Annotated in this window: 20 protein-coding genes; 4 read left to right on the top strand and 16 right to left on the bottom strand. The window is 63.0% G+C overall.

The window, feature by feature from the left end; all coding sequences use genetic code 11:
* Positions 1–10 precede the first annotated feature (10 nt).
* From AC1Q6D_RS03940 to AC1Q6D_RS03885, 12 genes are all read right to left on the bottom strand, one after another.
* The gene (locus AC1Q6D_RS03940; protein WP_103404364.1) at positions 11–676 is read right to left on the bottom strand and encodes an amino acid ABC transporter permease; all 666 of its coding nucleotides are present in this window, start codon (positions 674–676) and stop codon (positions 11–13) included.
* The gene (lhpI, locus tag AC1Q6D_RS03935) at positions 669–2,447 is read right to left on the bottom strand and encodes a cis-3-hydroxy-L-proline dehydratase (protein ID WP_103404365.1); all 1,779 of its coding nucleotides are present in this window, start codon (positions 2,445–2,447) and stop codon (positions 669–671) included. The genes AC1Q6D_RS03940 and lhpI overlap by 8 nt, the downstream gene beginning before the upstream one ends.
* A gap of 10 nt (positions 2,448–2,457) precedes the next feature.
* Complete coding sequence (locus AC1Q6D_RS03930) at positions 2,458–3,276, bottom strand: ABC transporter substrate-binding protein (protein ID WP_047530186.1); 819 nt, start codon at positions 3,274–3,276, stop codon at positions 2,458–2,460.
* A gap of 431 nt (positions 3,277–3,707) precedes the next feature.
* Positions 3,708–4,457, bottom strand: coding sequence for a helix-turn-helix domain-containing protein (locus tag AC1Q6D_RS03925; RefSeq protein ID WP_047530184.1), 750 nt, complete (start codon positions 4,455–4,457; stop codon positions 3,708–3,710).
* Between the two features lie 71 nt (positions 4,458–4,528).
* Positions 4,529–5,785: an NAD(P)/FAD-dependent oxidoreductase gene (locus tag AC1Q6D_RS03920; protein WP_103404366.1), complete on the bottom strand. Its 1,257-nt coding sequence runs from the start codon at positions 5,783–5,785 to the stop codon at positions 4,529–4,531.
* Positions 5,782–6,018 carry a (2Fe-2S)-binding protein gene (locus AC1Q6D_RS03915; RefSeq protein WP_090462573.1) on the bottom strand — a complete coding sequence of 79 codons (237 nt, stop codon included), beginning with the start codon at positions 6,016–6,018 and terminating at the stop codon, positions 5,782–5,784. The genes AC1Q6D_RS03920 and AC1Q6D_RS03915 overlap by 4 nt, the downstream gene beginning before the upstream one ends.
* Complete coding sequence (locus tag AC1Q6D_RS03910; RefSeq protein WP_103404367.1) at positions 6,011–7,126, bottom strand: NAD(P)/FAD-dependent oxidoreductase; 1,116 nt, start codon at positions 7,124–7,126, stop codon at positions 6,011–6,013. The genes AC1Q6D_RS03915 and AC1Q6D_RS03910 overlap by 8 nt, the downstream gene beginning before the upstream one ends.
* Entirely contained in the window at positions 7,123–8,055 is a 933-nt protein-coding gene (locus AC1Q6D_RS03905; RefSeq protein WP_103404368.1) for a 4-hydroxyproline epimerase, read from the bottom strand. Before AC1Q6D_RS03905 ends, AC1Q6D_RS03910 begins: the two co-directional genes overlap by 4 nt.
* Positions 8,056–8,169: 114 nt before the next feature.
* Complete coding sequence (locus AC1Q6D_RS03900) at positions 8,170–8,841, bottom strand: GntR family transcriptional regulator (protein WP_047530178.1); 672 nt, start codon at positions 8,839–8,841, stop codon at positions 8,170–8,172.
* A gap of 153 nt (positions 8,842–8,994) precedes the next feature.
* Positions 8,995–10,401: an aldehyde dehydrogenase family protein gene (locus AC1Q6D_RS03895; RefSeq protein WP_103404369.1), complete on the bottom strand. Its 1,407-nt coding sequence runs from the start codon at positions 10,399–10,401 to the stop codon at positions 8,995–8,997.
* 232 nt (positions 10,402–10,633) lie between these two features.
* A complete protein-coding gene (locus AC1Q6D_RS03890) occupies positions 10,634–11,350 on the bottom strand; it encodes a glycosyltransferase family 25 protein (RefSeq protein WP_103404370.1) in 717 nt (238 codons plus the stop codon).
* A gap of 265 nt (positions 11,351–11,615) precedes the next feature.
* Positions 11,616–12,359 carry a hypothetical protein gene (locus tag AC1Q6D_RS03885; protein ID WP_158249388.1) on the bottom strand — a complete coding sequence of 248 codons (744 nt, stop codon included), beginning with the start codon at positions 12,357–12,359 and terminating at the stop codon, positions 11,616–11,618.
* A gap of 46 nt (positions 12,360–12,405) precedes the next feature.
* Here AC1Q6D_RS03885 and AC1Q6D_RS03880 point away from each other — a divergent pair, with 46 nt between their 5' ends.
* On the top strand, positions 12,406–12,993 hold the full coding sequence (locus AC1Q6D_RS03880; RefSeq protein ID WP_103404372.1) for an eCIS core domain-containing protein: 588 nt from the start codon (positions 12,406–12,408) through the stop codon (positions 12,991–12,993).
* 26 nt (positions 12,994–13,019) lie between these two features.
* On the opposite strand, the gene AC1Q6D_RS03875 is transcribed toward AC1Q6D_RS03880, so the two are convergent.
* Positions 13,020–13,817 (bottom strand): helix-turn-helix transcriptional regulator, encoded by a 798-nt coding sequence (locus AC1Q6D_RS03875; protein ID WP_103404373.1) that lies wholly within the window; start codon positions 13,815–13,817, stop codon positions 13,020–13,022.
* A gap of 105 nt (positions 13,818–13,922) precedes the next feature.
* On the opposite strand from AC1Q6D_RS03875, the gene AC1Q6D_RS03870 reads away from it, so the two are divergent.
* Entirely contained in the window at positions 13,923–14,879 is a 957-nt protein-coding gene (locus AC1Q6D_RS03870; RefSeq protein WP_103404374.1) for a threonine dehydratase, read from the top strand.
* A gap of 129 nt (positions 14,880–15,008) precedes the next feature.
* On the opposite strand, the gene AC1Q6D_RS03865 is transcribed toward AC1Q6D_RS03870, so the two are convergent.
* Positions 15,009–16,175 (bottom strand): GGDEF domain-containing protein, encoded by a 1,167-nt coding sequence (locus AC1Q6D_RS03865; protein ID WP_178083128.1) that lies wholly within the window; start codon positions 16,173–16,175, stop codon positions 15,009–15,011.
* A 209-nt stretch (positions 16,176–16,384) separates the two neighbouring features.
* On the opposite strand from AC1Q6D_RS03865, the gene AC1Q6D_RS03860 reads away from it, so the two are divergent.
* Positions 16,385–17,335 (top strand): LysR family transcriptional regulator, encoded by a 951-nt coding sequence (locus AC1Q6D_RS03860; protein ID WP_103404376.1) that lies wholly within the window; start codon positions 16,385–16,387, stop codon positions 17,333–17,335.
* On the opposite strand, the gene AC1Q6D_RS03855 is transcribed toward AC1Q6D_RS03860, so the two are convergent.
* Both AC1Q6D_RS03855 and AC1Q6D_RS03850 read right to left on the bottom strand, forming a co-directional pair.
* Positions 17,320–17,766, bottom strand: a complete 447-nt coding sequence (locus tag AC1Q6D_RS03855; protein ID WP_103404377.1) for a GlcG/HbpS family heme-binding protein — start codon at positions 17,764–17,766, stop codon at positions 17,320–17,322. The genes AC1Q6D_RS03860 and AC1Q6D_RS03855 overlap by 16 nt on opposite strands.
* Before the next feature lie 11 nt (positions 17,767–17,777).
* Positions 17,778–19,127, bottom strand: a complete 1,350-nt coding sequence (locus AC1Q6D_RS03850) for a metal-dependent hydrolase family protein (protein WP_103404378.1) — start codon at positions 19,125–19,127, stop codon at positions 17,778–17,780.
* Between the two features lie 261 nt (positions 19,128–19,388).
* On the opposite strand from AC1Q6D_RS03850, the gene AC1Q6D_RS03845 reads away from it, so the two are divergent.
* A complete protein-coding gene (locus tag AC1Q6D_RS03845; RefSeq protein WP_047530147.1) occupies positions 19,389–19,775 on the top strand; it encodes a nuclear transport factor 2 family protein in 387 nt (128 codons plus the stop codon).
* Positions 19,776–19,912: the final 137 nt, after the last annotated feature.

The raw sequence follows: 19,912 nt of genomic DNA, 5'->3' as shown, positions 1-19,912 counted from the left end.
GGACAGCTCCTCAGTAACGGAACAACCGCCAGGCCATCAGCCGGGCTGTCGCGACGATCGCCTTGGCAATCGCGTAATACAGCACCGCCGCGATGGCGAAGTACTCGAAGGTGCGGAAGGTTTTGACGTTGTATTCCTGGGTCACGCCGGTCAGGTCATTGTTCAGCCCGACGATCACCCCCAGCGACGTCATCAGCACCGCCCAGACCATCTGATTGGTCAACGGGTAGAAGACGATGCGCAGCAGCTGCGGAACGATGATCATGCGGTAGGTCTGGAAGGCGCTCATGCCCAGCGAACGTGCGGCACGCACCTGGGTGTGGGGCACGGCCTTGAGCCCGCCGCGAAAGTTTTCCGCCAGGTAACCGGCATTGTTGAAGGTGATCCCGGCCAGCAACGCGAGCCACGAACTGACATGCAAGCCCAGCGAGCCGAGGCCGAAGTACAAGACGTAGATCTGGAACAGCGAGGGGGTGTTGCGGGCGATCGACACCCAGCCATTGCCGATGCCGCGCAACAGCGGATGCCTGGCTTCACGCATGACCGTCAGGGCCAGGGCGATCAGCACGCCGAAGATCATCGACAGGGCGGCGGTCTCGAAGGTGACCAGGGCGCCGTTGAGCATATCGGGCAGGGCGCGCAGGGCCGAGCGCCATTGGAAGGTGTAATCAAACATGCGCGGGGCTCTCCAGTTGGGCGGCAGGTTGCAGCCAGGCCGGCAGTCGCCCGCTGGCCGTGGCACTGCACGCGGCATCGACGCATTCGGCCAGGCTGGCGAAATGCACCTTGCGCCCCACCAGGCCCGGGGCGTAATGGGCGTACTTGCCGGAGTTGGTCATCAGGGTGGTCGCGGCCGGCGGAATCACCGGCTCGCCGAGCATGCACCAGCAGGTGTCGGTGACCAGGGTGGCGCCGAAGGCCTCGATCACCGCGATATGCCCGGCCTCGCGCGCCTGTTCCAGTACCGCGCGCCCGCAGGTGATGGCGAGTACCACGTCCGGGTGTTTGTGCCGACCCCGGCACAGCCGCGCCAGGTGAGCGAACTCGCCAAGGGAAAAATGCGGGTTGCCCAGCGACACCACATCCACCCGCGGGTCACGGGCGCTGTTGAGCTCGCGCCAACTGAGCATCAGGTCCTGCAGGCGGATTTTTTCCACGGGAATGCGTGTGCCGGCGTCCAGCACCTGTGCCGGGTCGATGGCCTCCGGGGTGACCCCGGCGATATGAAACAGCGGCGCCGCCGAGGTGGTGGCGAAAGCCGCACCAAAGGCTTTCAGGTCGTCCAGGCCCGGCTTGCGCTTTTCCAGGCCCAGCACCAGCGGCACGCGGCTGCCGGCCAATGCGCCGATGTGATAACCGAGCAGCGGGTAAAAGGCATCGTCCAGATCATCAAGGGCGGGCAACTCGATCTGCAACCACGCCTTGCGTTGCGCGTCCAGATGGCAGCCGATCAACGGGGCGCGGCCGGTCAGGGCGATGCAGATGTCGAGGTAGTCCGGATACTTCAGGGTACGCGCGCCCAGCACGCTGTTGGCGTAGACCACCGCATTGGATTCGGCCCAGACAATCTGCTCGCCCGCCTTGGGCGCGCTGTCGAGCAAGTAGGGCGCGCAGGTGTAGCTGAGCTGTGCGCCCATCGCCATGTAGGCATCGCCCAGGGCACTGGCGGGTTCGCCGAGGGCCGGGTCGACGCCCAACTCGCGCCAACGGCGCTGGTCCACGGAGATCGAATTGAGGGTGGTGGGCACCCGGACTTTCGCCCCCCATTGCACCAGTTGTCGGGCAAAGCGCAGGCTCGCCGGCCCCGTGTAGATACAGCCATCGATGTGCGCCTGGGTGACATCCACCAGGCTACGGGCACCTTGCAGCTCGGCCATGCGCAGGACGATCTGCATGGCCACCTGGGCGGCTTTGCCCAACTCGCCGTCGAGCAGGGCCTGATCCTGTTCGGTGAGTTCGATGGAGGTGTGTGTTGCGTCTTTCTGCAGCGGGCTGTCGATGGCCTGCCAGGCATCGCCCGGTGGCTGATCGAACACGCTGACCTCGGTGTTTTCGACCCGGGCGAAGGCCCCGCCGCGCAAGGCGGCAAAGGCCTCCCGGCCGATGCACAGCACCGGCAGGGAACGCTCGAAAATGGTCTGAGCCACCAGCACGCCCAGGGTCAGGATCTCATCGGGTTCGGCCAGCACCAGTGCCGCCGGTGCATGGCCGTTGCTGATCAGCTCCATCAACACACTGCTGCCGGTGCACGAGCCACGGCCGCTGGGAATCGCCAGCACACAACCGTCCAGGTATTCGCCGCTGAGGGGGTGGTGGCGATCGATGACCTCGCCAGTGGCGGAATCCACTCCGCCCCAGAAACTCAGGCCGACATCGGCGAACAACAGGGCGCCTTGAGCAGCGCCCGGGACCAGGCTGCGACCGGTCAGAAAAGTGGACCTGGGCATACCGGGCACCTTAGTAGTAGACCTGTGGCACGGTCAGGTTGGTCGGCGCGATATCGGTGCCGACCCATTTGACGAACAGCTCCTTGTAACGACCGGTGCGCACTTGCTGGTTGACGAACAGGTTGAGGTAGTTAAGCAGGCCGTACTCGTTGCGCTTGGCGCCGAGGGACACGTAGTCGATGACGTAGGGGGCGTTACCGGCGACTTTCAGATTTTTGTATTTACCCGACTTGAGCGTGGCAGCGGCGACGGTGTTGGTGACCACGGTCGCGTCGATGTGGCCCTGGGCGACGGCCAGCAAGGTGTCGTTCTGCGACTGGTAAGCACGGAAACTGCCGGTGCCCCAGTTCTTCACGTCTTTCTCCAGGGCGATGGCCTCATAGGTGCCGCTGGTATTGCCCACCGCTTTGCCCTTGAGGTCGTCAAAGCCATTGATGCCGGTATCGTCGCGGGTCAGCACCACCATCTGGAACGCGAAGTACGGCACGGTGAGGCCGACGGTCTTGGCGCGTTCGAGGGTGTCGGAGGTGGAGGCAACGATCACATCGGCGCGCCCCGAGACCAGCGCCGGGATGCGGTCAGGGAACGGTGTCTCGACCACTTCAGCCTCGACCCCCAGAATCTTCGCCAGGTCATGGCAGTAGTCCACGTCGAAGCCGGCCGGGTTGTTGCCCGCATCGCGGAAGCCCATGGGCGGGAAGTCCAGGGTGACGGCACAGCGCAGCTTGCCCGAGCCGATGATGTCATCGAGCTTGTCGGCCTGTGCGGTGGCGATAAAGGAGGTACTGAGAACAGCGCTGAGGGCTACGGCAAATGCGGGGTTTTTCATAGAGGCCTCGTTGGGTTAAGTGCTGTTGAATATCGTATTGGGGATTTCGTATACGATATTAACAATAGCAATCAATGTGCCTGTTTCCAGTTTCGGCAGTGAAATTGTTTTTGGGCCTCGGGTTAGAGGCGTTTCAGGGGCGTTGTGACTGGAAGGGTTGCGCCGTTGCCGCGCTGGGCGGTGTTACATATGGGAGCATCGGTTGCGCTGACGCCCCGTTAAGAAACATGGGAGTACATATCCGTTTCTGCGGTAACGGCTGCTGGCGGTTTCGCCCTTACGGCGAGTCACTTGGAAAAGCCCCAAGTAACCAAGGGCAGAGCGCTTTGGTGACTTTCGCGCGCTTCGAAAGTGACCCGCCGTCAGGGCGGAACCAAAAGCCGCCATCACCGAAGAAACGGATCTGCCCACGGCCCCAACTCCGAAACCCTCTAACCCCGATCCCCCCGATACTGACTCGGCGACAAACGGGTCAGCGCCCGAAACTGCCGGCTGAACGCACTGTGGTCGGTATATCCACAGCGCAAGGCAATCTCGGTGATCGGCAGGTCGGTGTGCAGCAACAACCGCGATCCCTCTTCCAGGCGCGCCTTGTGAATCATCTGTCGTGGCGTGAGCTGGAACACCCGCTTGCAATGACGCTCCAGCTGCGCCACGGAATAGCCGGCGATGGCGGTCAATTCGGCGAGGCTGATGGGCTGGGCGAAGTGATTGCGGATGTGCAAATCCACCGCGGCGAGTTTCTGATAGGCCGGATGATTGGACTGTGGCGATTGCAGGTCGCGGGAGATGCCGGCCAGGCCGACGATGTGGCCTTGCGCATCGTACAGCGCGAGTTTGTGGGTCAGGCACCAGATCGGCTGGTTGCCGAAATACAGGTGCAGTTCCAGTTGATCGGCCAGTACCCGGCCGCTGGAGAGCACGCGTCGATCCTGTTCGGTGTACAGCGGACCGAAGTGCTCCGGAAAGACCATGTCGGCGGTGCGTCCCAGCAGATCCTCGCTGTGTTTGAAGCCGCAGCGCCGGGCCAGGGTCTGGTTGACGAAGGCGTAACGGGCCTCGCGATCCTTGATGAAAAACACCACATCGGACAGGGTGTCGAGTAGCGGCGCGATCGGCTGGAGACTGTTCAGCAGCGTCGGTAAATCGCAGGGCTTGAAGGTGGTAAGCGAGGGGTACATGGCGTTGGGGGCCTGATGGCGACCCCCGGGATCATAGTGGCTCGGCCGCGTGGCCGAAACCCCTGGCGCAATCATGATGCTGGCGGGGTATCGTCCAGGGACATCAAGGTCTCGATGCGCGCCGGGCTGAACGGCGGGCGCGGCGTCGAGGGTGGCCAGCCAAACAGATGCTGTACCGCGCCGCCACACACACGCCCCTGGCAGGCGCCCATGCCGCAGCGGCTGGCCAGCTTGGCCGCGCGCCAATCGGTGTGCCTGGCCAATGCCCCATGGGGCACGTCTTCGCAGCGGCACACCAGCGTGTCGGGGCGGGCCAGCGACTTGAGTCGCGGGTCGAGGGCGAATGCCCGGTTCAGCGCTTTGGCGAACCCCCGCCAGCGTGCCCGGCGTGACCACAATTGCCGGGCCGCTTCGACATCACCCATGGCGGCGTGGCCGGCAATCGCACCTTCGACCAGGGCCAGTTCACTGCCGCCGAAGCCGGTGCATTCACCCGCCGCGTAATGATCCACGCGGCTGGCTTGCCAGGCATCCACTGCCAACGCCTGGCCTTCGAGGGCATAACCCAGGGCCTGACCCAATTGAACGTTGGGGATCAGACCAAAACCACAGGCCAGCCGGTCACACGCCAGCTCGACGATCTTGCCTTGCTGGTGCAGGCGCACACCTTCGAGTCGGTCGCTGCCAAGGGCTGCCAGCACGTAGGTCCCGGTTCGGTAGTGGCGGTCCAACAGCGTGAACGTCTGCAGCAGTTTGTTGGGCCAGCGCGGCAGTTGCGCCGCGAACCCGGCCACCGCCTTGAGCGACGCTTGTTCGGCGACGCACTGCAGGGTGGCCCCGTTCTTTTTCGCGGTGGCGGCACTGGCCAGTAACAGCGGCCCGCTACCGGCGATCACCACGCGCTGATCCTGCACCGGCAACCCGGCCTTGATCAGCGCCTGCAAACCACCGGCCCCGGTGACCCCCGGCAGTGTCCAGCCGGGGAAGGGCAGCAGCAATTCGCGGGCGCCGGTGCACAGAATCAGTTTGTCGTAGCTGATCAGCCAGCCGTGCTCGTCGTCTTCGACCAGCAGTTGTTTCGGACCGGGATTGGCGATCACCCGGGTGCTGGGGTGATGGCGGATGTTGCGGTGGGATTGCACACGCTCGCGCAACTGACGGGCCTGGATCGGCACGCTGGCCTTGGGACCGTCGCGCCAGATTTGTCCGCCTGCCAGCGGATTGTCGTCGAGCATGACAATGCGGGCACCACTGGGCGCGGCGGCCAGTGCGGCGGCCATGCCGGCGGGACCGGCACCGACGATCAACAGATCGGCATATTCATTCATGGGCGTGTCTCCACCTGCATGCCGTCACGGCAGAGGGTCTGGCAGGCCAGGCGCCGTCGACCGTCGATGGTCACCCGACATTCCTGGCAGATGCCCATGCCGCACAGCGGTGCGCGGCGTTGACCACTGACCGAAGTGCGTGTGCAGCCGTCGCTGCCCAATGCCAGGGCCGCGGCGACACTGGTGCCCTCGGCGACTCTCAGGGCACGGCCGTCGAGCATCAATTCAGGCATAGGCGGGTTCTCCGAGGAAACGCTGGGGCAGATAGGGGTGTGCGGCCAGTGGCGGGGTTTCGTTGAACAGTTGCGCGACCAGCAAATCGGCGGTGCCGGGGGCCGTGGTCACCCCCAGGCCTTCATGACCGACCGCCAGCCACAAGCCCTGGCGTTGTGGATGTTGACCCACCAGCGGCAGGCCATCCGGGCTGGCAGCGCGAAAACCGGTCCAGGCGCGGATGCCATTGAGTCGCGCCAACCCCGGCATGTATTGGGCCGCGCGCTTGAGCATTTTCGCCAGCATCCAGCCTTCGACCTGCGGATCGGTGGTGCCGAACTGCCGCGAGGCGCCGATGAACAATTGCCCGGTCGGACGCGGCTGGATATTGCAGGCCGTCGAGGGGCCCTTGGCGTTATGGGCGCTGGTGACGTAACCCAGTTCCACCAGGGTGTGGGTGACCGTGGCGGGGTAGCGGTCGGTGATCAGCAAGTGGCCTTTTTTCGGCTCGATGGGCAGCTCCGGGCACAGCTCATTGGCCTGGATACCGTTGGCCAGCACCACGGCCTCGGCACTCAGCCACTGACCGTCATCAAGCCGCACCCGGTTGCCATCGACCTCGATGACCCGCGCCCGGCGCTGGTGGATGTTCGGCGTGTCGAGCATCCAGTTGGCCGTCGCGGGCGCGTACAGAATGCCGTCGCCGTTGATCAGCAGACCCCCTTCAAGGCCTTCGTGCAGTTCCGGCTCACGCTGGCGCAAGGCCTTGGCGCCGACCAGCTCACAGGCCACGCCATGGGCTTGCAGGTTCAGGTATTTACTGTGGGCCACCGCCATCTCTTCGGCGTTGGCCGCCAGCCACAGGGTGCCGTTGCTACGGTACGCACAGCCCTCGGGCAAGTCTGCTGCCTGCTCGCGCCAGCGCTGCAGGGAATGATTGCTCAGGGCCAGTTCCGCCGGGTTGTCGTCGAGCACCAGCAGATGGCCCATGCCCGCCGCCGTCGCGCCGTGCAGGCCGGCGTCGAGCACCAGTACCTGCAAGCCACGCCGCGCCAGCGCCTGGGCGCAGGCCGCGCCGATGATGCCGGCGCCGATCACGATCACATCGGCCGCATGGCTGCGATTCACGGGCGGATGCCCCAGGCAAACGGGTCGTCCTGCTCGATGATCAGGCTGGCCTCGGCACTGATGAAGGCGCGGCCTCGAATGGTCGGCACGATGCGCTCGCCTTGCCACTCGAAAGAGCCTTCGAACTCGCTGCCGATGACACTCGCCTGGCGCCAGATCTGTCCGGGCTGCAACTTGTCGTCGGCCGCCAGGCACGCCAGTTTGGCGCTGGTGCCGGTGCCACAGGGTGAACGGTCGTAGGCCTTGCCGGGGCAGAGCACGAAGTTGCGGCTGTCCGCGTGATCGTCAGCGGCGAACAGTTCGACATGGTCGATCAGGCCGCCGTCTTCGCCACGAATGCCCTGGTCTTGCAGCGCTTGTTGAACGGCGTAGGTGTAAGCGGTCAGGGCATCAAGGTTGTCGCCAGCCACCCGCAGCCCGTGATCGGCGATCAGGAAAAACCAGTTGCCGCCCCAGGCGATGTCGCCGGTCACCTGGCCGATGCCCGGCACCTGTACTTGCAGCGCCTTGCGATAACGGTAGGCCGGAACGTTGCGCACACTCACCGAATGATCGTCGTGCAGGGTGGCCTGCACCGTGCCTACCGGCGTCTCGATGCTGTGCACGCCGGGGCCGATTTTGCCCAGGTGGGCCAGGGAGGCGACGAGGCCGATGGTGCCGTGGCCGCACATGCCCAGATAACCGCTGTTATTGAAGAAAATCACGCCGGCACAGGCGCTCGGGTCCGCGGGTTCGCAGAGCAGGGCGCCCACCAGCACGTCACTGCCCCGTGGCTCCAGCACACAGGCCGCACGCCATTGGTCGTGCTGTTCGGCCAGGCGTTGGCGCCGTTCAGCCATGCTGCCGGTGCCCAGATCAGGAAAGCCGGCGGTCACCAGGCGAGTCGGTTCGCCGCCGGTGTGGGAGTCGATCACGGAGATGCGTTTCATCGGAGGGCCACGTCCATTCGGTTGGGTGACCGAAAGAGTGGCCCGTACAGCGGGGTGCCGGCTTGATGGATTTAACCGATGCCGATGACGAAATCAGCACAGTCATCGCTGCGGTCAGTGAGCGTGGGGCAGGTGCTTGAACAGGGTCTCGCAGACCCCGGCGATATGTTCGTCCAGCAGCTTCACCGCCAGGTCGACATCGCCTGCACGGCACGCCGCGAGAATCTCGCGGTGCTCGTGATCGGCGCGCTCCTTGCCGGCCGACAGGCTCATCTGCATGCGCAGGTAACGCTCGAGTTTGTCGTTGACCGAACGTATCAGACTGACCAGGAACGGCCGTTGCGCCGGTTCATAGAGGCAGGCATGCAGCTCCCAGTTCAGCTCGGCCCAGCGCCCCACGTCGTCCTCGCCGATGAACTCCTGGCAGATACGCTCGGCGCGGGCGAAGGTTTCTTCGGTCATGTTGGGAATCGCCAGGCGCAACACCTTGTCTTCGAGCAACATGCGCACTTCGAACATCTGCGCCAGTTCCGCGTCGGAAATGCGCGTGACCATCGCCCCGCGATTGCGCTGGAACATCACCAGCCCTTCGGCCTCCAGCCGCTTGAGCGCCTCGCGCACCGGAATTTTGCTGACGTTGAACTGCCGGGCAATGTCGTCCTGGCGAATCGGCTCATCCTCGGCAAAATGCCCGGCGACGATCGCGTCCCGCAGATGACGGGTGATGATTTCCGACGTCGAAGGCGTATTGCCAAGGTCGGGAGCATTGAATTTGGGTAGGTTCACGGCGGCGGTCGTTCGGAGTGGGAGATAGCGACAGGGTATACGAAATTCGTTCGCTGATCTTGCCTGGCGGCGACGGGCTCCCGCCTGCAAGCGTCCCGCAGGTCCGCCCGGGAATGGGCGGACCAGACACAATCCCGGGCCGGCGAGACTCAATCAGCCGCGAACCGCCCGAGAACGCCAGACCATCATCTTTTCGATCTGCATCTCTTTCATGGTGTGTGGAATGCCTCCCACGCCATGCCCCGACAGGCGCGCTCCGGCGAACGGCATCCAGTCGACGCGGAATAGCGTGTTCTCGTTGACCATCACCGCCGTGGCGTCGAGGTCCTGGTAGCACTGCATGGCAGTGTCCAGATCGCGGGTGAAGACTGCGGCCTGGAAGGCAAAGGGCAGGGCGTTGGCCAGTTGGATCGCGTCGGCCAGATCGTCATAGGCGTACACCGCCACCACCGGGCCGAACACTTCCTTTTGCATCACATTCGAATCGATGGGCGGGTTGAGCAGCACCGTCGGCGCATAGCCGTTGTAGTCCAGAACGCGACCGCCCGAGATCAAACGGGCGCCGCCGGCGACGGCTGCATTGACCCATTGGTCCACGCGACGCACTTCACGTTCGGCGATCAGCGGGCCGACATCGGTACGGATATCGGTCGGATCACCGACCACCATGGCATCGCCCAACTGGCCCAGGCGGACGGCGACCTGTTCGGCGATGCTGCGATGGCAGAAGATCCGTTGCACGCTCACGCAGGCTTGCCCGGCGTGCCAGAAACCGCCACGAGCGATGCGCGGCAGGGCGTCATCGAGATCGGCGTCCGCGGCGAGGATCACCGGCGCCACGCCACCATGCTCCAGCGCGCAGCGAGTGCCGGGTGCCAGGGTTGAGCGCAACATCCAGCCGACGGCCGCCGAGCCGATGAAGCTGAAGAAACCCACACGCGGGTCCGCGACCAGCTTGCCGGTGACGGCGTTATCGGTCGGCAGCACCATCTGCGCCCAGCCTGTAGGCAACCCGGCCTCGGTGAGGATGTCCAGAAGCGTGCGGCAACTGAGCGGGGTATTGGCGGCCGGCTTGACGATCACCGGGGCACTGACGGCGATGGCAGGCACTACCTGATGCACGATCAGATTGAACGGATGGTTGAACGCCGATACGGCGGCGACCACACCGATGGGCTCGTATTGGGTGAAGGCCACACGGTTCTGCGAGGTGGCGTTGAGTCCCATCGGAATCACGTGACCGCCCTCGGTACGCAGCACCTCGATGCAGTTGAGGATGCCATCGATACCGCGCTCGACTTCGGTGATCGAGTCCTTCAGCGGCTTGCCGCCTTCGCTGGCCGCCTGGGTCGCAATCTCGACCTTGCGCGCGGCGATCAACCCGGCGGCGCGTTGCAGGATTTCAATACGTTGCGGCTTGGACAACCACTGGCTGCGGTCGCGAAAAATGCCATGGGCGACGCTCAGCGCCTGCTCGACATCCGCCTCGGTGGACACCGCCACCTGGCAGACGACGGCGCCATTGTAAGGGGCGTGCACAGTCAGGGTTTGTACGGACATGGGGCTTACCTCGTGGGGGACAAAAAGGCAGTCGACCTGCCTGATTACGATTCGGGCCGACGGTCTGTCAGCCTTTGGCGCCACGTTAATCCTGAATGAGTGTTTGCAAAAATGAATAATCGAGAGGGGGTTGTTCAGTTTTAGAGAAAACCTGTCTCCCACCCCCCACCCATGCCTTGCGCGTCTTTATATATGGCTCAAGGGTCCAGCGTTTTGCTGAAGAAAGAGCACACTATCGAGTCCTTCTCAGGTTTCTGGCCTTCAATTTCCTGAGCAAACCGATGACCGGCCGCAGCACAGACACCCTGTCAAAGAAGGACAGTTCATGCAGGTCTGTGCGCGAGGGTCTTTGATAGCCGAGATTGGCGGTGAAGTAGTAAGCCCGAATGGCGTTGTTCTGATGGATAAGAGTATTGAGGGCCGCGTCATAGTGCATCGGACCGCCGTCAGGGTGTCCTGGCGGTCGCTCCAGAATCTGCAATAAAAAATCCCTCAATGTGCCGAAGCATTTGCCGTTCACGGCGTAGAAATGGGCCAAATGGATGGGTTGGTCGACCACTTTCCAGGTGGGCATGCTTGAGTCCGTTTCAACCGGATGCCCAAAATAGATGATGTCCCAGTCCATGCCATCCAGCGCCTCGATGGCCTGTTTTCCATACTGGGAAATGCGTCTGGAAAACTGTATGTCGTCCTCCAGGATCAGGATGTTTTTCAAATCCAGGCGCATGGCCTCTTCGAGCACCCCCAGGTGACTCAAAAAGCAGCCTCTGACCCCGACGCTCGGGAAGCCTTCCCCCTCGGTGGGCGTAACAGCCTTGAAAAAGCCTACTTTTTCATCATCTATGTGAAAGCCGTTGCGAGCGAATTCTTCTTCCGTTTCGAGACGGCGATCCTTCCTCGACGCGATATTGATGATTTTTGCTCGATCAAAATAGTCGATCACATTCATCTGTCAGGTCCTTGGGGCAGACAATCAGGGCGGCTGGATGGGGAACCGGCAGAATGGCTGGCGATTTTGACCGTTTCTCTATCGACACCGGGCTGCAGTATAGGCGGCATTTCCCGATGGGTTCGGGTTTCGTGAGCCGGCGTGCCGCGACCGCGAGAGGGCTCGGCGGCAGCCGGTTCCATGCGCATTTGGGGCATGCGCCCGATCCGGATCGAGGCTATTGCTCGAGACGGCCGTTGGGGGCGCGAAAAACCGCTGGCCCTGCTCAAAATCCCAGGTAGCTGAAGCACACGAGTGCCAGCGCCAAGGCAATACCCAGCGCCGTTGCGGCTTTTTTCGATGGGTTGAACCGGGGCAGGGTTCCGTTCAATGGCAGCAAGCCGGGATTCGAACAGGCGTTGAGGTCATGGCGGCGAGGTCGAAGGGTCTGGTAGGTGTAGCGCAAACCCAGCAGCACAAAAAGCGCCAGCAGGCTGAAGGCAAGCCAGCGAGCCATTGACGGTTTTGCAAGGGTAGCGGCACCCTCGTGTTCACAGATCGCGCTATTGAATTCCAGAACACTGATTTGCTGGGCCGCCGCCGGGGATAGCTTTTTGTCGGCGTTGATCGCTGCCAGTTGCGTCAGGTCCAGGTCCTGATATTTCCAGAGCGTTGACGAACCTTCACGGCAGTAGGTGAACGAGACAGGGTTTGAGGCTCTGATAACACAAGCGTCGTTGATCCCCATTTTTTTCAGGGTTTCAGTCGCTGACCTCGTGAAGTCCAGGTCGAGCACGGGAACGATCCCGTTGGCGCAAGCCGCGAACGAAACCAACAGGCTCCCCATGGCGCAGATGGATGACATTTTCAAAGTCGGAGCTCCCTGGGTTTCGGGTGGCTTTTTGTTATGGGTGCGGAGCCTGGCTGCAACCTGCCTTCGATGAAGTCTAGACTTAACTTTTGACCCTGGCAGCGGCTTTTGCACGAGCAGGAGCGGGTCAACTACGCTGAAGCTGCGCGGGGCAGTCATCGATGGCGACTCACTGCTTGCGCTGCGTCCGTCCCTGGAGCACCCGATGCCACCCATCATCCCGCGCCTGGTGGCGCTGTTGCTGCTTTGTCTGACATTTGAAACGGCAGCCCGGACTGACGCCTGCCCGGCTGGCGAAAAACAAGTGTGTCTGGACGGCTGCATCTGCCTGCCGGGACAGTTGCTCGGCACCTTGCCTGAAGACATCCATCTGGTCGCGGCACCCGCCCTGGCGCTGTGGCTGACCCAAGCGCGCGCTGAAGCCGCCGCTGGCGTCCAGGCCATCCCGGCGCATATCCGGGAGCAACTGTTGCGCTGGTACGACCCTGGTGTCCTCGATGCCGCGCGCTACAAAGTCAGCGACAACGGCCAGTTCAGCACCGCCACTGCCATGCTGCAAAACCCCGATGTGGGGGCCGTGACGCTCATCGACATCATTCTGTTCCGTGATGCCCAATCCGCCGAACAGAACCTCGCGCTCTGGGCTCACGAGCTGAAGCATGTGCAGCAGTTTCAGCAATGGGGGGTAGACGGATTTGCCCAGCGCTATACGCAAGATTTCAATGCGGTGGAGGCGCCGGCTTATGCCATACAGGCTGAGGTCAGGCGATCGGTACGGGAAGGGGCTGACTGAAGAGACGCGAAGCCCGTCGAGGGGCACTATCGACGCAACTGTACCGGACTCACGCCAAGGCGCTGCCTGAACGTGGTCGTCATGTGCGCCTGGGAGTTGAAGCCACAGGTGTGGGCGATTTCTGCCAGTGTCGCGGTCGAGTCGCGCATCAGGGCGCGGGCCTTGGCCAGGCGCCGGTCGATCAGGTAACTGTGCGGGCTTTTGCCCGCTGCGTGCTTGAAGGCTCGAATGAAATAACCTTCGGACAATCCCAGCAAGTCCGCCATCGCCTGCACACCCAGCGGCCCGTCGAGACCGGCGTCAATAAACTCGTCGAGCAATCGCATCCGGCTGGCGGTGATGGCGCCCAGGGCTGGCGTCGACCCTGCCTGGTGATCGCGTGTCCGTTCAGCCAGGGCGAGTGCCCAGACTTCCCAGTCATCCTCAATCGAAGCCTGTAACAACGCCGCGCGCATTCGCAGCGCCAGGGTGATGGCCTGTTGATCGATTCGATTGTTGAAGGCGCGGTCCCCCACCAACGGCAGGCCATCGGTGCGCATGACCCGCAGGTATTCACCGCCCTTGGGGGACTCGGACAAGACATCACAACCGGCGGGGACAAAGGCCAGGCCATTGGGCATGGCGTCGAAGGGCAAAACCCGGTCGCTGCCGATGGCATGCAGGCCTCGCTGGCTGTCGAAGGCAAAGCCGATCGCTGATTGGGTGGCCACGTATCGGGTCGCATAAGCGGCGCCGGGCAGCAGCTCGATCGCCCAGGGCCCGGCCTCGACACGACGGGCCGGTTCAGAGGGGAGCGGGGGTGGAAGGCGGTTTCGATGGCTCATGCCCGCCATAGTAATGAACAGGGGGCGCAAAAGTCAGGTCAGTTTTCTGAAAGCCGGGGTGATCAAGCCCTGTCTAGACTGGGCAAAACCTCAGGGAGACCCCTCATGCACAGACTGACTCGCGACGATATCGAACAGGCGGCACGCCACGTGTACCAGGTCATGCCGGCGACTGCCCAGTACGCGTGGCCCTTGCTGGCCGAGCGCCTGGGTTGCACGGTGTGGGTCAAGCATGAAAATCACACGCCGACCGGTGCGTTCAAGGTGCGTGGCGGCGTTACCTTCATGCACTGGCTCAAGCGTACGCACCCTGAGGTGCGGGGGATTGTCAGCGCGACCCGCGGCAACCATGGCCAGAGCCTGGCGCTGGCGGCCAGCGCGTCGGGTTTGCGGGCGTTGATTGTCGTGCCGCAAGGTAATTCGCTGGAGAAGAACAACGCGATGCGCGGCTTTGGCGGCGAAGTGGTGGAGTACGGCCGCGATTTTGACGAGGCCCGTGAAGAGGCCGCGCGCCTGGCGCAAGCGCATGGCCTGTACCTGGTGCCGCCGTTCCATGCCGAGTTGGTCAAGGGCGTGGCCACTTATGCGCTGGAGTTGTTCAAGGCCGCACCGGATCTGGATAAGGTCTACGTGCCGATTGGCTGTGGCTCGGGGATCTGCGGGGTGATCGCCGCCCGTGATGCGTTGGGCCTGAACACCCGGGTGGTGGGCGTGGTGTCCACCGAGGCGGCGGCGGCCAAATTATCCTTTGAAGCGGGAGAAATCCTCGAAACCGCCACGGCCAATACCTTCGCCGACGGTCTGGCCGTGCGCAAACCGGTGCCCGCCGCCTTTGATATCTACGGGGGGGCTGCGGCGCGAATCGTATCGGTCAGCGAGGATGAGATCGCCGAGGCCATGCGCGTGTATTACACCGATACCCACAATCTCGCCGAAGGCGCCGGCGCGGCGGCCCTGGCGGCGTTGATGCAGGAGCGTGAAGCGATGGCGGGAAGAAAGGTCGGCGTGATTCTGTCGGGCGGGAATGTCGATCGTTCGGTGTATGCCAGGGTGATTGGGTGAAAAAAGGGCTCAATATCTGTAGGAGCCAGCCTGCTGGCGATGATCGTTAACGGTAACGCGTATGAACGGGTTAAACCCGGGATGTTTTAGACCATCGCTGGCAAGCCAGATCCGGACGTACGCGTGCAGTCACGGGCTCGTGACCTGCAGGGTTCGATCCACCAGGCGGATGCTGTCGCGTCCGCCACGCTTGGACTCGTAGAGCGCCGCATCGCCCTGTTCAATCAAGGCTGCCAGGCTGGAGGGCGGATGGTCGAACAGGTTGGCGCCGATGCTCAGGGTCACAGCTTCAGGCGTGGCGAAGGTTTGTGAGGCCGTGCTGTGAAAGCGGCCTCGCAGCAGGTTGCCCAACTCGACGATGTGCTCGTTCGATGTGTCACTCAGCAGGATGACGAACTCGTCACCGCCCAGCCGGGCCACCAGTGCGCCCTCTGGCGAATGCGAACGAATCATCTCGCTGAGTGCGACCAGCAGGCGGTCGCCTGCGGTGTGGCCGTAGAGGTCGTTGACCAGTTTGAAGTTGTCGATATCGATCAACAGCAGGGCACCGGGGCGAGCGCTCGAGACTTCAGCCAACAAGCGTGGTGCCCGTACCTCCAGGGCTCGGCGGTTGTACAGGGCGGTCAACGGATCGCGTTCGGCCAGCCGGGCGATCCGTTCCTCCCGCCTGTGGCGTTCGGTCCCGGTCATCGAGAGGGCGATCAGCATGATCGCCATGGCGCCTTCGACCAGCGAGATCTGAATGATTTCGCCCCGCAAGGCTGCCAGATCGATCAGCGTGCCCGGAATAACCACCGAGATGGCCTTGGCCAGATAGAACAGCCCATGGATCAACAGCACAAAGCGCAGCTGTGCCGCGCCCACGCTCAATGACTTGCCATGGGGGCGCAGGAGGAAACTGGCGCGCAGCGTCGGCAGCGCCACCAGCAAGGAATTGGCCACCAGCATGATCTTCGACCACGAGGGGTCATCCGGCAGTGCCAGCAGTGCACACCAGGCGACGACGATCAGCCACCAGGCGCGAGACAGGCGTATACGGGTGAAGCGCGCGACGCCCAGCAGGAAAAGCCAGTGGGCCAGGACCAGCAGGCCATTGGCAAACCAGATGCCAATCAACAAAAGGCCGCTCATGCGCAGCAAGGCGAGCGTCGACCCCACGGTGATCGTGGCGAAGCCCGCGCTCCAGAACAGCAGTGAAGATTCACGGATGCTGCGCAATTCGACCGCCAGATACAGGGCGGCGGCCGCAGCGAGGGCGATCGAGATTGTCAACATTGTGGGAGGGTCGAGCGCCATAACCTTGTTGCCTGCTGATTTGCGGTGAAGGGGGCGATTGTAAGCGTTTGGGTGGAATTTTCAGAGAGCGCCAACAGCGCACCGCAGCAGGGCGCACGCGGGTATCTCGATTGGCGATATCTGCCAGCGAATCACGCGATTGGTGCAACCCTTGCCCAACCCGTTAAGGTGCCACTGGCCCTTGAACATCCACCTGTAGCGGGAACCGCATGCGGTATCGACGGCTTGACCTTAACCTGCTGGTTGCCCTGGATGCCTTGCTCGGCGAATGCAGCGTCAGCCGGGCCGCGGAGCGTTTGTGCCTGGGCCAGTCGGCAACGAGTTCGGCGCTAGGACGCTTGCGTGAGCATTTCAATGATCCGTTACTGGTTCAGGTCGGGCGGCGCCTGGAACCCACTGCATTGGGGTTGGAGCTGCTGCCCAAAGTGCGCGCGGCGCTGGCACTGACCCGGGAGATTGTCGATGCCCCGGTCGACTTCGACCCGGCCGGTTGTACGCGGCACTTCACTCTAGTGGCCTCCGATTACGTGGCGGGGGTGCTGCTGCCGGCGGTCAGTCTTGAACTGGCACGCATCGCCCCTGGTGTGCGCCTGACCCTGCGGGACCTGCCGGTGCCGCGTGACGGCGATGTGGTCAGCGAAGCCCTCGATTATCGGCGCAGTGATTGTGTGATCGTGCCTCAGCGCCGGTTGAACCCGGCTTACCCCCATGTGCCTTTAATGAGTGACCAGCTCTGCTGCATCGTCTGCGCGCGCCAGGCGCAGTTCGCCGAAGGCCTGAGCCTGGCCAGTTATTGCGAGGCGCAGCACGTGGTGCGTGAGTTTGCCGATGGCCAGAATCTGGCGATGGACGCGGTGCACCTGCACGAGCTGGGTATTCAGCGGCGAGTGGCGGTAGCCCTCGAAAGCTTCGTGCTGATGCCGGAATTTATCGTCGGCACCGCGCGGATCGCTACCGTGTTTCGCCGCCAGGCCCGGCGTTTTGCCGAGCGTTATGCATTGCGTATTCACCCCGCACCGCTGGCCTTTCCCGACGCCGTGCAAGTGCTGCAATGGCATCCCTATCAAGAACGCGATCCTGCCATGTTGTGGTTTCGCAGCCTGTTGCTGGAGCAGGCCGCGCGGCTTGATCAAGACCAGGTGGATCAGCCTGCGGGCTGATCCCCGTGATCGGCCACCAGCCCGGCCTCGTCGATTGCCCGCAAGGCGCACAGTTCGTCATTGTCCGACGTGTCGCCGCTGATGCCGATCGCGCCGAGAATTCGCCCCTCGGCATTGCGAATCAGGACACCGCCGGCGACGGGAATGACTTCACCACCGGTCAGGCTGTTTATGGCATCGAAAAATGCCGGCATCGCTTGCGCGCGTCGCGCCAGCTCCCGTCCGCCAAACCCCATGCCCAGGCATCCGCGTGCCTTGCCGGTGGCGATTTGCGGACGAAGGAAACTGGCGTGCTCGTCGCGCAGGACCGTCAGTGGATGACCGGCGGCGTCCAATACGGCGACAGCCAGGGGTTTTAATCCGGTTTCCCGGGCATGGCCGATGGCGTGGCTGGCGATTTGGGTGGCGGTGATCAAATCGAGTCGTTGCATGACGTCGGTCCTCACAGGGCCCACTTGCCCAGTTGGGCAACGCGGTCGCGGGTGTAAAGGTCGGTCCATTTCAGCGAGTTGAAATCGGACACTTGCTTGGGGTTGTAGGGGCTGCGGTCCATGCACACCGACTGGCCAGCCTTGTACACGGCCTTGAGGCGCGAGCGGTCCTGCAGAATGCGGATGTCATGCAAGGGCGAACCGTCGAGCAAGAGGAAGTCTGCCTGCTTGCCCACTTCAAGGCTGCCGAGGGTCTCACCCCTAGGCATGCAGCGAGCACCGACCGCAGTGGCGGCGTACAGCGCTTCTGCTGCCGTGAAGCCCAGGCGGGTGACCAGCAATTCCAGTTCACGGGCGTGCCACTCGCCGTAGGGTGTCACGGCGAAACCGCTGTCACTGCCACAGGCGAACGGCACACCGGCGGCCTTGGCACGCTTGAGCACCGCCGAGCCAACTTCCAGGGTGCGAGCGCAGTAGCCGGCGTATCCGGTGCTGATGGCCGGGTCGTGAGGCTGGCAGAAGTCCACGGTGTTTTGCGGGAAAGTCATGGTCGGCGCGAGGATGCTGCCGGCGTCGAGCAAGGCTTCGATGCACGCATCGTCCATATAGAAGGCATGGAACACCAGATCAACCCCGGCCCGGGCGGCGTACATCACGGCTTCGCGACCATAGGCGTGGGTGGCCACTTTGCAGCCCAGGCGATGGGCTTCTTCGACCATCTCGCGGGTTTCATCGGCGGTGAAGGCAGCGATGATTTCGCCGTTCGGGCGGCGGTGGGTGCCGTCCATGGCGATTTTGATCAGGTCAACGCCGTCCTTGGCCTGTTTGCGGATTTCCGCCAGCGCATCGCTGCGGCTGGTGACCAGTTGCGCAGTGAAATATTCCGGGGCGCCGACCCGGCTCGGGAACCAGTCGTTGAGACTCTGTCGATTGGTGATCACCCGGCTGCTGGCAGCGATGCGCGGCCCCTCGAACAAACCGGCGGCAATGGCATTGCGCACCGCGATACTGAGCTGACCGCTGTCGCCGGGGCAGACCATGCTGGTGACGCCTGCCGCCAGCACGTGTTGCGCGAAGAACATGCCGCGCAATGCGCGGAATTCGTCGCTGGTCCAAAGATCGATGTCTTCTTCGCTTTGGGCATTACCGAAAGCCAGGTGGGTGTGCACATCCACCAGCCCCGGCATCACAAAGTTGTCGCCCGCATCCACCTGGGTATCACCCGGCTGCGGCCGGGGCGCGGTCGCCGTCGGGCCGACGTAACGGAGCAGGCCGTTTTCAACGACCAGCGTTTGCTGCTGGCGTGTTTCCAGGCCGGTGCCGTCGAACAGTGTCTGGCATTTCAGGTGCAGGGCGGTCATGGTGTTTTCGCTTTGGCTGTTGTAATGCGAAACGAGGCTAGGGCGTGGGCATGGGGCTCACCAGCAGATTGCATCGATGGCTGGGAATTGATGGCGTCAATAGTTGTCGCCAGCGCTTTGAAATCAGGGACGTTGGGGCGATGAACGAGCCGTCGGATGGAGTATCGCAAGTGCCGATAGGTGGCATCGTGATCGACGATTTTTACCCTCGGGAGCGAGCATCTATGGTGCGCGCTCATCTCCCCACGCAGAGCAATCGATATGCCCAACGCCACTGTAAAAAAGCAACTGCTGGATCTGGAACAGGAACGTCGCCGCGCCTTGGTCGAAGAGGATTACCCGCGCGTCGCCGCATTGTTTGCCGACGACCTGGTGTATGTGCACACCACGGGCCTGGTGCAAGGCAAGGCGGACTATTTGGAGTACGCAAAAAACGCCGTACAGTATCTGGACATTGAACGGGGCGAGTTGCTGGTCCGCTTCTACGGCGATCACCTGGCGGTCATGACCGGTACGCAATGCAATACGTTACGCAAGCGCGGCGGCGACCAGTCGATGCGCGGTGACGGGTTTGCCACGCAGGTCTGGACGCTCGGTGACAAGGGCTGGCAGATCAGCTCGTTCCACGGCACCCGAGCCCCCAACTGACCTCGATTTCCCGTCAATGCAAAACGCCGGAGAACCCCCAGGGTTGTCCGGCGTTTTGCTGTGTTGTGCATGGATCGCTGGCTTGTCAGCGAAAGCGGTTGGTCTGCCAACATCAATGTTGAATGTGCCGACGCCTT

It is taken from the genome of Pseudomonas sp. MT92, from assembly GCF_058792515.1.
Note: the sequence above shows the minus strand (reverse complement) of the source record. Positions and strands in the feature narration are given on the sequence as shown.